Source organism: Citrobacter amalonaticus (genome assembly GCF_037053465.1).
GTDB lineage: Bacteria > Pseudomonadota > Gammaproteobacteria > Enterobacterales > Enterobacteriaceae > Citrobacter_A > Citrobacter_A amalonaticus_H.
The window spans coordinates 1-12,027 of the sequence record NZ_JBALIF010000018.1 but is presented as its reverse complement, the minus strand read 5'-3'; the positions used below and the strand labels follow the sequence as shown (position 1 = coordinate 12,027).

General features: G+C 51.1%; 14 protein-coding genes. 8 read left to right on the top strand and 6 right to left on the bottom strand.

The annotated features are described in order from the left end of the window. Positions 1–608: 608 nt before the first annotated feature. Positions 609–1,091, bottom strand: a complete 483-nt coding sequence (smpB, locus tag WB371_RS20760; protein ID WP_042325938.1) for an SsrA-binding protein SmpB — start codon at positions 1,089–1,091, stop codon at positions 609–611. Between the two features lie 130 nt (positions 1,092–1,221). Here smpB and ratA point away from each other — a divergent pair, with 130 nt between their 5' ends. Together ratA and WB371_RS20750 are read left to right on the top strand one after the other, a co-directional pair. Beyond that, positions 1,222–1,698 carry a type II toxin-antitoxin system toxin RatA gene (gene ratA / locus WB371_RS20755; protein ID WP_336221921.1) on the top strand — a complete coding sequence of 159 codons (477 nt, stop codon included), beginning with the start codon at positions 1,222–1,224 and terminating at the stop codon, positions 1,696–1,698. Then, a complete protein-coding gene (locus WB371_RS20750; RefSeq protein ID WP_336221920.1) occupies positions 1,688–1,978 on the top strand; it encodes an RnfH family protein in 291 nt (96 codons plus the stop codon). The genes ratA and WB371_RS20750 overlap by 11 nt, the downstream gene beginning before the upstream one ends. A gap of 52 nt (positions 1,979–2,030) precedes the next feature. Here the strand turns inward: WB371_RS20750 and bamE are convergent, their stop codons facing one another. The 3 genes from bamE to nadK all read right to left on the bottom strand — a co-directional run bounded on the left by bamE (position 2,031) and on the right by nadK (position 5,149). Next, positions 2,031–2,375, bottom strand: a complete 345-nt coding sequence (bamE, locus tag WB371_RS20745) for an outer membrane protein assembly factor BamE (protein WP_336221919.1) — start codon at positions 2,373–2,375, stop codon at positions 2,031–2,033. 148 nt (positions 2,376–2,523) lie between these two features. Further along, positions 2,524–4,185 carry a DNA repair protein RecN gene (recN, locus tag WB371_RS20740; protein ID WP_336221918.1) on the bottom strand — a complete coding sequence of 554 codons (1,662 nt, stop codon included), beginning with the start codon at positions 4,183–4,185 and terminating at the stop codon, positions 2,524–2,526. A gap of 85 nt (positions 4,186–4,270) precedes the next feature. After that, positions 4,271–5,149 (bottom strand): NAD(+) kinase, encoded by an 879-nt coding sequence (gene nadK / locus WB371_RS20735; protein WP_336221917.1) that lies wholly within the window; start codon positions 5,147–5,149, stop codon positions 4,271–4,273. Between the two features lie 123 nt (positions 5,150–5,272). Here nadK and grpE point away from each other — a divergent pair, with 123 nt between their 5' ends. Further along, positions 5,273–5,866 (top strand): nucleotide exchange factor GrpE, encoded by a 594-nt coding sequence (gene grpE / locus WB371_RS20730; protein WP_336221916.1) that lies wholly within the window; start codon positions 5,273–5,275, stop codon positions 5,864–5,866. Positions 5,867–5,945: 79 nt separating this feature from the next. Here the strand turns inward: grpE and WB371_RS20725 are convergent, their stop codons facing one another. Then, complete coding sequence (locus WB371_RS20725) at positions 5,946–7,232, bottom strand: HlyC/CorC family transporter (protein ID WP_336221943.1); 1,287 nt, start codon at positions 7,230–7,232, stop codon at positions 5,946–5,948. Positions 7,233–7,250: 18 nt separating this feature from the next. Next, positions 7,251–8,042, bottom strand: coding sequence for an inner membrane protein YpjD (locus tag WB371_RS20720; RefSeq protein WP_336221915.1), 792 nt, complete (start codon positions 8,040–8,042; stop codon positions 7,251–7,253). Between the two features lie 165 nt (positions 8,043–8,207). Here WB371_RS20720 and ffh point away from each other — a divergent pair, with 165 nt between their 5' ends. The 5 genes from ffh (at position 8,208) to rplS (ending at position 11,841) form a co-directional block, all read left to right on the top strand. Then, complete coding sequence (gene ffh / locus WB371_RS20715) at positions 8,208–9,569, top strand: signal recognition particle protein (protein ID WP_012906735.1); 1,362 nt, start codon at positions 8,208–8,210, stop codon at positions 9,567–9,569. 253 nt (positions 9,570–9,822) lie between these two features. Further along, positions 9,823–10,071: a 30S ribosomal protein S16 gene (gene rpsP / locus WB371_RS20710; RefSeq protein WP_046485404.1), complete on the top strand. Its 249-nt coding sequence runs from the start codon at positions 9,823–9,825 to the stop codon at positions 10,069–10,071. An 18-nt stretch (positions 10,072–10,089) separates the two neighbouring features. Beyond that, positions 10,090–10,638: a ribosome maturation factor RimM gene (rimM, locus tag WB371_RS20705; protein WP_336221942.1), complete on the top strand. Its 549-nt coding sequence runs from the start codon at positions 10,090–10,092 to the stop codon at positions 10,636–10,638. Positions 10,639–10,681: 43 nt separating this feature from the next. Beyond that, the gene (gene trmD, locus WB371_RS20700) at positions 10,682–11,449 is read left to right on the top strand and encodes a tRNA (guanosine(37)-N1)-methyltransferase TrmD (RefSeq protein WP_336221914.1); all 768 of its coding nucleotides are present in this window, start codon (positions 10,682–10,684) and stop codon (positions 11,447–11,449) included. Positions 11,450–11,493: 44 nt separating this feature from the next. Next, positions 11,494–11,841, top strand: coding sequence for a 50S ribosomal protein L19 (gene rplS, locus WB371_RS20695; protein ID WP_012134695.1), 348 nt, complete (start codon positions 11,494–11,496; stop codon positions 11,839–11,841). Positions 11,842–12,027 lie beyond the last annotated feature (186 nt).

The window sequence follows — 12,027 nt, the reverse complement described above, 5'->3', positions numbered from 1 at the left end:
TACTCCTGATGGCTTGCTCAGTGCATTTATTCTTTAAAACCACCTTTCGGGGAAAATGCGGGACGAGCGCTCCCGTTCATCATGTCGATGAATGTTTATTGGTGATTTCACTGTACAGGTCGCGAAGTTGGCTGTTTGTGCTGTGCTGAATAACCCTTTGTTTTAGAGACCCACTGGTACTTTTGTATTAGATGATATAGTCAGAAAGAACGTTTTCTGCAACTTAAGCCTTATTACAGAACCTGTTAGTCTCACTAAATATATATTGATTTGCGTTATGTGTTGGTGCGGTTCTTAAACTGGATAATATTTGTTATTTCTAATTGATTGTTAAGTATAGGGTTTTGTTTTTATGAATGAAAAGGGAGTTAATTACGGCTACAAAGTGTATTGTTATTTATGATTCATTGGTAATGGAAAAAATATTTATTTGAAGTATGCGGTATTTGAGCTAAGAAAGAATGGAAGTAATGTCTGAGGATATATTCTTGCACGTTTTAACGATTCAGCTTAATGGTGAGCGCTAAGGGGAGAATATATTTTTGAAGATTCAATAAGTAGATAATTATGATCAGCCCCGGAATGCGAGGCCGATCACGTCTATACCACTAGCGTCCAGCATTTTTCATAATGCGCGCTTTATCCAACTGCCATTCACGTTCTTTCAGATCTGAACGTTTATCGTGTTGTTTTTTACCTTTCGCCACGCCAATTTTGACTTTGCACCAGGCATTTTTCCAGTACAGGGACAGGGCGACAACGGTATACCCCTCACGATTAACGCGGCCATATAGCGAGTCAAGTTCACGCTGGTTGAGCAACAACTTGCGGGTACGAGTGGGGTCGCAGACCACGTGCGTGGAGGCGACTGCCATCGGCGTAAAGTTGGCGCCAAACAGGTAAGCTTCGCCATCTTTCAGGATCACATAGCTGTCGCCAATATTGGCTTTACCTGCACGCAGGGATTTCACTTCCCAGCCTTGCAGCGCGAGTCCCGCTTCGAACTCTTCTTCGATAAAGTATTCGTGTCGAGCGCGTTTGTTAAGCGCGATGGTGGCTGAGCCAGGTTTGTGTGCTTTTTTCTTCGTCATAGTGCCGCTCAGTATAGGTAATCTGGAATCGAAAAACACCCCATTTCCTCCTCCGGGGTGCAAGGGGATATCTTAGCATGAACAAGGTTATACCCTCTTGTGGGATAGCGTTTTTTTTACCCGGGGATAAATGGTATTATTTGTTCGATTTTTGTTGATGGAAATAGCTATGCCGCAGATTAGTCGAACCGCGTTAGTCCCTTACAGTGCGGAACAGATGTATCAGTTAGTGAATGATGTTCAGTCCTATCCCCAGTTTTTACCGGGTTGCACCGGCAGCCGCGTTCTTGAGTCCACGCCAGGACAGATGACTGCGGCGGTTGATGTGTCTAAAGCGGGAATCAGCAAGACATTCACCACGCGAAATCAGTTAACCGATAATCAGAGTATCCTGATGCATCTGGTTGATGGCCCTTTCAAAAAACTGATAGGCGGTTGGAAATTTACGCCCCTGAGTAGCGAGGCGTGCCGCATTGAGTTTCATCTTGATTTCGAGTTTACCAACAAGCTGATAGAACTGGCGTTTGGCCGCATCTTCAAAGATCTGGCTGCCAATATGGTGCAAGCCTTTACCGTTCGTGCGAAAGAGGTTTACCGTGTCGCCTAAAATTGTGGTTGAGGTGGCCTATGCGCTGCCTGAGAAGCAATACCTGCAACGCGTGATATTGCAGGAAGGGGCAACGGTTGAAGAGGCGATTCGTGCGTCGGGTTTACTGGAGTTGCGTACCGACATCGATCTGACGAAAAACAAAGTGGGTATCTATAGCCGTCCGGTTAAGCTGGCGGATACGTTACAGGATGGGGATCGGGTAGAAATTTATCGACCATTGATTGCCGATCCGAAAGCGTTACGCAGACAGCGGGCGGAGAAATCGGCGAACAAATAGCGGATAACAAAAAGGTGCTCAATGAGCACCTTTTTAAATTCCAGAAACAAGCTTACTTGTTGTCAGTCAACGCAGGTTTGTTATCGATGTTGGTCAGTACACCACTGCTGTTGAAGGTTAACGTCAGCGTTTGCTGCGTGACGCCTTCATGACCTGGCTGTTGACGGAACACATAGAACCAGGTGTTGGTGCCAAATGGATCAGACATCAACGGTGTACCCAGAGCATAAGCGACCTGCTGTTGCGTCATACCTGTGCGGATTTTGGATACATCGTTCGCCGTCAGATAGTTCCCCTGGTTGATATCAGGGCGGTAAACCACTCGCTCCAGAGTGGAACAGCCTGCGGTCAACATCAATAGTACTGCTGCGGCAGCAGTCAGCGTTTTACAGCGCATAGTGATTTGATTCCTTTTCGGGCCCGAGCAGTACGTGGCTCATCTGTAATATGCCGATGATAATAGACCTTTCATCACTTTAAAACCTTTTGCTTACGGGTCCGACGGCGTTTTGTTGTCTACTCTGACCGTGAAGGTGCAAAAAAGTTTACGCCGCCAGCAGTTCTTTCGCATTAGCAAGGGTATTGCGCGTCACTTCGCTACCGCCGAGCAGACGAGCGAGTTCCTGTAAACGCGCGCGTTTATCCAGGCATTGCATATGCGTTTCAGTCATTTCACCGTCCGTCTCTTTGCTGACAAAGAAATGCTGATGTCCGCATCCTGCCACTTGCGGAAGGTGTGTGACGCACATGACCTGCGTGGACTCGCCAAGCTGGCGCAGCAGTTTACCGACCACCGCAGCGGTTGGGCCACTGATACCAACATCAACCTCATCAAAAATCAGCGCTGGGGTTTCCATCTTACGTGCCGTAATCACCTGAATGGCGAGGGCGATACGCGACAGTTCACCACCAGAAGCGACTTTTGCAATAGGTTGCATGGGCTGACCCGGGTTCGTTGTCACTTTAAACTCAACGCGGTCCGCACCATCCTGGTTCAAATGGTGTTCATCAAATGTTACATCAATGGTGAAACGACCGTGTGGCATAGAGAGTGAGTGCATACTCTCGGTAATCAGGTCACTCAATTCTTGCGCATAGTGCTGGCGCTGTTCGTGCAGCGCTTTTGCCGCTTCCAGCGCCTGTTGACGCTGCTTGTTAACCGCCAGCGTCAGCGTTTCCAGTGAATCGGCCTGATCGTCGAGCTGCTGTTGCTCGTCCAGTAAAGATTGATAATACTCTGGCAACGCTTCCGGGCTGACGTGATGTTTACGGGCAAGCGATATTTGTTTAGAGATACGTTGCTCCAGTTCGAACAGACGGTTGGGATCTAAATCCAGACGGTCACAGTAGTGGCGCAGTTCGTCGCTGGCTTCCGTAATCTGAATTGTCGCTTCTTCCAGCATATCAAGGATGCCAGAGAGTTTGCCGTCCATTCCGACCAGCTCGCTGACCAGTTGTTTCGCGGTATGTAACTGACTTTGCAGATTGACATCCTCTCCGTCAGCCATCAGCGCCAGGGCATTCTGGCTGGTGGAGAGAAGCTGACCGCTGTTTGCCAGCCGCTTGTACTCTTCATCAATCTGCTCAAACTCACCCGCCTGTGGGGTAAACTCGGTTAACTCTTTAAGCTGATACTGCAGCAACTCGGCACGTGCGGCACGTTCCTGGCTCTGCTGCTGGTGGTGCGCTAAATCACGGCAGCTCTGGTGCCAGCGCTGATAGCTGGTAACCATTTCCTGAACCAACGAGGATTGGTTTGCGTAGCCATCAAGCAGGGATTTTTGATGCTCAGTTTTGGTCAAGAGCTGATGTGCGTGCTGCCCATGAATTTGGATCAGCAACTGACCGAGGTCGCGAAGCTGTGAGAGAGGGACGGCGGTGCCGTTGATAAAGCCACGGGAACGCCCGTCGCTACTGATCACGCGGCGAAGTAAACACTCACGTCCGTCTTCAAGCTGATTTTCTTCCAGCCAGCGCAGGGCGGCAGGCGTATCTTTCAGCGAAAAACGGGCGCACAGATCGGCACGACTGGCGCCGGCCCGAACCATGTCGGCTTCAGCACGACCACCGAGACACAGGCCGAGCGCATCAATCGCAATGGACTTACCGGCCCCGGTTTCACCGGTGATAACGGTCATTCCACTCTGAAAATCAATTTCAAGTTCACGAACGATAGCAAAATTGCTGATGGTCAGTTGTGCCAACATAGCTGTTTTCCTGTATGAAAAACCATAACTGTAATTACATACAGTATAAACGGGTTTTTTGTACAGTAAAGAGGCTGGCGTTAAATTAGAATAATTTTTTTGACCACCCCAGTTTCGTGCTTAAGGTATTGAAATAACTGTAATCTTTCGGGTGAATAAGATTCAGATGGTAATCACAGCGCCGGATCAGGACATCTTCGCCTTCCTGAATAGGCAGTGCGATTTGGCTGTCGCAGCTGATTTCGAGATCGTTTCGACGATGCGAAAAACGCAGGCGAATGGTGCTGCTGCTGTTGATGACCAGCGGGCGTGCAGACAGCGTATGCGGGAACATCGGCACCAGCGTAATGGCGTCCAGAGAGGGGGTGAGAATCGGGCCGCCCGCCGACAGGGAATAGGCCGTTGAACCGGTTGGGGTTGAGATGATCAGACCATCGGAACGCTGGGAGAAGGCAAAATTTTCATCAATATAGACTTCAAATTCTATCATGTGGGCGACTTTGCCCGGATGCAGGACAACTTCATTGATAGCGGTGCTGATGCGCTTCTGGCAGTCCTGCTGGCATACTTGCGCCTCCAGAAGAAAGCGTTTCTCTGAAATGTAATGGCCTTCTAATACGTCAGCGAGCTGTTGTTGTGCATTGTCAGGATCAAGATCGGTCAGAAAGCCCAGATTGCCACGGTTGATGCCGATCACTTTAATATCATAGCGCGCCAGCGTGCGCGCTGCGCCGAGCATGTTGCCGTCACCGCCGACAACAACTGCCAGATCCGCCTGCTGGCCAATCTCCGCCAGGGTGCCGGTTTTCACATTCTTCAACTGTAACTCGTGAGCGATCTGCTGCTCGACAATGACCTCATAGCCTTTGGTGCAGAGCCAACGGTAGAGCATTTCATGTGTCGTGAGTGCAGTGGGATGACGTGGATGTCCCACAATGCCGATACACTTGAAATGATTATTCATTTTTTCGAGGTCCTTGTGACGAAGATTGATGACAATGTGAGTGCTTCCCTTGAAACCCTGAATCTGATCCCCATAATAAGCGAAGTTAGCGAGATGAATGCGAAAAAAAACGCGGAGAAATTCATGAGTAGTAAAGAACAGAAAACGCCTGAGGGGCAAGCCCCGGAAGAAATTATCATGGATCAGCACGAAGAAGTTGAGGCGGTTGAGTCAGACGCTTCTGCTGAGCAGGTGGATCCGCGCGATGAAAAAATTGCGAATCTGGAAGCGCAGCTTGCTGAAGCAGAGACCCGTGAACGTGACAGCCTGTTGCGCATGAAAGCGGAGATGGAAAACCTGCGCCGTCGTACCGAGCTGGACGTTGAGAAAGCGCACAAGTTCGCGCTGGAAAAATTCGTCAACGAACTGTTGCCGGTCATTGATAGTCTGGATCGCGCACTTGAAGTGGCGGATAAAACCAATCCGGACATGACAGCAATGGTGGAGGGCATTGAGCTGACGCTCAAATCCATGCTGGATGTTGTGCGTAAGTTCGGTGTTGAGGTGATCGCGGAAACCAACGTTGCGCTGGATCCGAACGTCCACCAGGCTATCGCGATGGTCGAATCTGAAGATGTCGCACCGGGCAACGTGCTGGGTATTATGCAGAAGGGTTATACGCTGAACGGCCGTACGATCCGCGCTGCGATGGTGACCGTTGCGAAAGCGAAAGGCTGATTTGGGCTATTGATATTGCCGGATGGCGCTGACGCCTGTCCGGATTACGGCCCGTTGCAGAGTCTGCGGGCCGTTGTTGTTATTCCGCGACGCTTTCCCGCAGAGGTTTTACCGGGATGACTTTGACCTGTTTAATCATATTCTCCTGAACATCCAGAATATCGATATCATACTGGCCGATGCGTACCCGCGTACCCGCAATCGGTATCTCTTCCAGCGCTTCCAGAATCACGCCATTGACAGTTCTTGCATCGTCTTCCGGCAAATGCCAGTTAAACGCTTTATTGATTTCCCGCACGTTGGCGCTGCCATCGATAATCACTGAACCGTCATTTTGCGGCGTTACTTCCTCTGCGAGCGTGGGTGACATTGAGGTGGTAAAGTCGCCGACAATCTCTTCAAGAATATCTTCAACCGTCACCAGCCCCTGAATATCGCCGTATTCGTTGACCACGAGGCCGACTTTCTTTTTATTGCGCTGAAATTTGATGAGCTGCGTGCTGAGCGGTGTGCCTTCCGGGACGAAGTAAATCTCATCGGCGGCGCGCAGCATGGTCTCTTTGGTGAACTCTTTCTTTTCTGACATCAGCCGCCAGGCTTCACGCACGCGCAGCATACTGATGGCATCGTCCAGCGAATCGCGGTACAGCACAATACGTCCGTGCGGGGAGTGCGACAACTGGCGCACGATAGACTTCCAGTCAGCGTTGATATCAATGCCGATGATTTCATTGCGCGGCACCATAATGTCATCCACGCTGACTTTTTCGAGATCGAGTACCGACAGCAACATGTCCTGGTTACGCCGGGAGATTTGCGAGCGGGATTCATTCACGATGGTACGGAGTTCGTCTTTACTCAACGATCCGCTGACCACGATATCGGTTTTAATCCCCATCATGCGCATTAATAATCGGGTAATGGTGTTAAGCAGCCAGACCAGCGGCATCATCAGAATTTGCAACGGCGCCAGCAGAAAGCTGCTGGGATAAGCCACTTTTTCCGGATACAGCGCCGCGATGGTTTTAGGCAGCACTTCCGCGAAAACCAGCACCACGAAAGTCAGCACGCCAGTGGCGATGGCGACGCCCGCATCGCCATATAAACGCATACCGACAATGGTGCCGAGCGCGGAGGCAAGGATATTGACCAGGTTGTTGCCAATCAATACCAGGCTTATCAGGCGATCGGGTTTACGCAGCAGTTTTTCAACGCGTTTTGCCGGACGATTACCCTGTTTGGCCAGGTGGCGTAAGCGGTAGCGATTAAGGGTCATCATTCCGGTTTCGGAACCGGAAAAATAGGCTGAGATGACCACCATGATGATCAGGGTAACGATCAGCGTGGTGGTGGATATGTGTTCCAGGGGCGCCTCCTTTAAGGCTTAACTGACCAACTGCTGCAATATCCGACTGCCAAAATAGGCCAGAGTCAGGATGCCTGCGCCCGCGACGTTAAACCACACAACACGACGACCGCGCCAGCCTTCATGATAATGCCCCCACAACAGAACAATATAGACAAACCATGCGACGATGGAGAGCACGGCTTTGTCGATATTTTCCATGCTGAACAGGTTGTGCATGTAAAACAGGCCGGTACACAGTGTGAGCGTCAGCAGCACCACGCCAATCTGCGTGATATGAAACATTTTGCGCTCAATGCTCATCAACGGCGGCATCTCATTGTTGAATGCCAGCTTTTTGTTTTTTAACTGATAATCGATCCACGCCAGTTGCAGTGCATACAGGGCTGCGATAATCAGCGTTGCATACGAGAACAGCGACAATCCGATATGGATCATCATTCCCGGCGTGGCTTCAAGATGCGTGATGTACTCGTTCGGCATAAAGGTCGCAAAAGCCAGATTGATCAACGCAAAGGCATACACCACCGGCAGCAACAGCCAGCCGCGGTTGCGTGAGGCGACAATCGTCATCACCGTACAGATCATCAGGCTGACCAGCGAACCGACGTTCAGCAGACTCAGGTTTTGTCCACTGTCGCCCCCCGGCAGAATGCGGGCTTCCAGAGCGAAGGCGTGGCACACCAGCGCGATTACCGCAGAGAGAATAGCCATACGCCGCCAGCCGCTGTTTTTTTGCAACAGCGCGGGAATAATCAGCGCAAGGCTGACGGAATAGGCGACAAGAGCGAGCAAGGCAAAAACGGGCATAGTAGGGTCGACAATTGGCCAGTGAGAAAGAGAAGCAGTATAACGTTACGTGACCGCGGCTCCAACCGTTGCATAACAACAAAGGCGGCTTCATGTTATACTGCGACAAAATTCTGTTCATGTGTCGCACCTGCGACCAACCGTTTCCACCCCAGGCGAGAGACAATGTTTGATAATTTAACCGATCGTTTGTCGCGCACGCTGCGCAACATCAGTGGCCGTGGACGCCTTACTGAAGACAACGTTAAAGAGACGCTGCGCGAAGTGCGCATGGCGCTGCTGGAGGCTGACGTTGCGCTGCCGGTAGTGCGAGAGTTTATCAATCGCGTAAAAGAGAAAGCGGTTGGACATGAAGTTAATAAAAGCCTGACGCCAGGCCAGGAGTTCGTCAAAATTGTTCGCAACGAACTTGTGGCGGCGATGGGCGAAGAGAACCAGAGCCTGAACCTGGCCGCACAGCCGCCAGCCGTGGTGCTGATGGCGGGTTTGCAAGGGGCAGGTAAAACGACCAGCGTCGGGAAGCTCGGGAAGTTTCTGCGTGAGAAGCACAAGAAGAAAGTGCTGGTCGTCTCTGCCGACGTGTATCGCCCGGCGGCGATCAAACAACTGGAAACGCTGGCCGAGCAGGTTGGCGTTGATTTCTTCCCGTCCGATGTTGGGCAAAAGCCGGTCGATATTGTGAATGCCGCGCTGAAAGAGGCCAAACTCAAATTCTACGACGTGCTACTGGTGGATACCGCTGGTCGTTTGCACGTTGATGAAGCGATGATGGACGAAATCAAACAGGTTCATGCGTCTATCAATCCGGTAGAAACCCTGTTTGTGGTCGATGCGATGACCGGTCAGGACGCGGCGAATACCGCGAAAGCGTTTAATGAAGCGCTGCCGCTGACCGGCGTGGTGTTGACGAAAGTCGACGGTGACGCTCGCGGCGGTGCCGCGCTGTCCATTCGCCACATTACCGGCAAGCCGATCAAATTCCTCGGCGTTGGCGAGAAAACCGACGCGCTGGAGCCGTTCCACCCGGACCGTATCGCGTCACGTATTCTTGGTATGGGCGACGTGCTGTCGCTGATCGAGGATATCGAAAGCAAAGTTGACCGCGCCCAGGCGGAGAAACTGGCAACGAAGCTGAAGAAGGGCGACGGTTTTGACCTGACCGACTTCCTGGAACAGTTACGCCAGATGAAAAACATGGGCGGTATGGCAAGCCTGATGGGCAAGCTGCCGGGCATGGGCCAGATTCCGGATAACGTGAAGTCGCAGATGGACGATAAAGTGCTGGTGCGGATGGAGGCGATCATCAATTCAATGACGCTGAAAGAGCGCGCGAAACCGGAAATCATTAAAGGCTCCCGTAAACGCCGTATCGCGCAAGGCTGCGGCATGCAGGTGCAGGACGTTAACCGCCTTCTCAAACAGTTCGACGACATGCAGCGCATGATGAAGAAAATGAAGAAGGGCGGGATGGCAAAAATGATGAGAAGTATGAAGGGGATGATGCCTCCAGGGTTCCCGGGCCGCTAATCTTTAAGGCCTGGCTCATTTGCCATTTCGGCACCGGGGTGTGCTCGCCATCCTCACGTACTGCGTGTACGCTCCGGTGGCTGCGCGCACGCCGGTGCCGAACTGGCTGCACCGCCGACGGCCTTTTGCCACAGTGTTATTAACTGCTGATTGCAATTTCCCCAGAAATCAGTAAAATTTTCGGGCTTTTAATATGACACCGGGCTCCGTTCCTCGATGGGGCCCGGTTGTTTTATTCACACAAGAGGATGTTATGGTAACTATTCGTTTAGCTCGTCACGGCGCTAAAAAGCGTCCGTTCTACCAGGTTGTTGTTACTGACAGCCGTAACGCACGTAACGGTCGCTTCATTGAGCGCGTTGGCTTCTTTAACCCAATCGCTAGCGAAAAAGAAGAAGGCACTCGCCTGGATCTGGATCGCATCGCTCACTGGGTTGGCCAGGGCGCAACCATTTCTGATCGCGTAGCTACGCTGATCAAAGAAGTAAATAAAGCAGCTTAATCTGTCACGGTGGTCATGATGAGCAAGCAACTCACCGCGCAAGCACCCGTTGACCCGATTGTTTTAGGGAAAATGGGATCGTCTTACGGTATTCGTGGTTGGCTCAGAGTGTTTTCTTCCACTGAAGACGCCGAAAGCATTTTTGACTATCAGCCCTGGTTTATCCAGAAGGCGGGTCAGTGGCAGCAAGTCCAGCTGGAAAGCTGGAAGCACCACAATCAGGATCTGATCATCAAGCTGGAAGGCGTTGACGATCGTGATGCTGCGAATCTGCTGACCAATTGCGAAATTGTCGTAGATTCTACGCAACTGCCTGCGCTTGCCGAAGGTGACTATTACTGGAAAGACCTGATGGGCTGCCAGGTAGTGACAACGGAAGGCTACGATCTCGGTAAAGTCGTCGATATGATGGAAACCGGATCGAATGACGTGATCGTCATTAAGGCAAACCTGAAAGATGCGTTTGGTATCAAGGAACGCCTCGTGCCGTTCCTCGATGGGCAGGTTATCAAGAAAGTCGATCTCACTACGCGAACTATCGAAGTAGATTGGGATCCTGGTTTTTAAACCACCGGATAAGCGGTAAATGACGGCGTGATGGGGATTGGCTGTGTTTATAGGTATCGTTAGCCTGTTTCCAGAAATGTTTCGTGCAATTACCGATTACGGGGTAACTGGCCGGGCTGTTAAAAATGGCCTGCTGAACATCCAGAGCTGGAGTCCTCGTGACTTCACGCATGACCGGCACCGTACCGTGGACGATCGTCCATACGGCGGCGGACCGGGGATGTTAATGATGGTGCAACCTTTACGGGATGCCATTCATGCAGCAAAAAGCGCGGCGGGTGAAGGCGCTAAGGTGATTTATCTGTCACCTCAGGGACGCAAGCTTGATCAAGCGGGCGTCAGCGAACTGGCCACGAATCAAAAGCTGATTCTGGTGTGTGGTCGCTACGAAGGCATAGATGAGCGCGTAATTCAGACCGAAATTGACGAAGAATGGTCAATCGGCGATTACGTTCTCAGCGGTGGAGAGTTACCTGCAATGGTACTGATTGACTCCGTGTCCCGGTTTATTCCGGGGGTTCTGGGTCATGAGGCATCGGCAACGGAAGATTCCTTTGCTGATGGATTGCTGGATTGTCCGCACTATACCCGGCCTGAAGTGTTAGAAGAGATGGACGTCCCGGCAGTGTTACTGTCAGGAAACCATGCTGAGATACGTCGCTGGCGCTTAAAACAGTCGCTGGGTCGCACCTGGCTTAGAAGACCTGAACTTCTGGAAAACCTGGCTCTGACTGAAGAGCAAGCAAGGTTGCTGGCGGAGTTCAAAGCGGAACACGCGCAACAGCAACATAAACATGATGGGCAAGCGTAAAAACGCTCCCGATTATCAGTTTACCCAGGATAAGAGATTAAATTATGAGCAACATTATTAAGCAACTTGAACAAGAGCAGATGAAGCAGGACGTACCTTCCTTCCGTCCGGGTGATACCGTGGAAGTGAAAGTATGGGTTGTTGAAGGTTCCAAGAAACGTCTGCAGGCATTCGAGGGCGTGGTTATCGCTATTCGTAACCGCGGTCTGCACTCTGCATTCACTGTTCGTAAAATTTCCAACGGCGAAGGCGTTGAGCGTGTCTTCCAGACTCACTCTCCGGTTGTTGACAGCATTGCTGTTAAACGTCGTGGTGCCGTTCGTAAAGCTAAACTGTACTACCTGCGTGAGCGTACTGGTAAGGCTGCTCGTATCAAAGAGCGTCTTAACTAAGATATCGCTCAGGCGACATCCTGTTAGAAAGGGCTGGCCGGTTGGCTGGCCCTTTTTTATTATCAATCTTAAACCACCTCCTATGGAGGTGGTGATCGTTCATGTGGGGCTTTGCCCGTAGAATGCCCATGCTAAATACTGCCTCGGTTTGTTACCAGCAAATCAAGGAGTAAATAGCATGAGCAG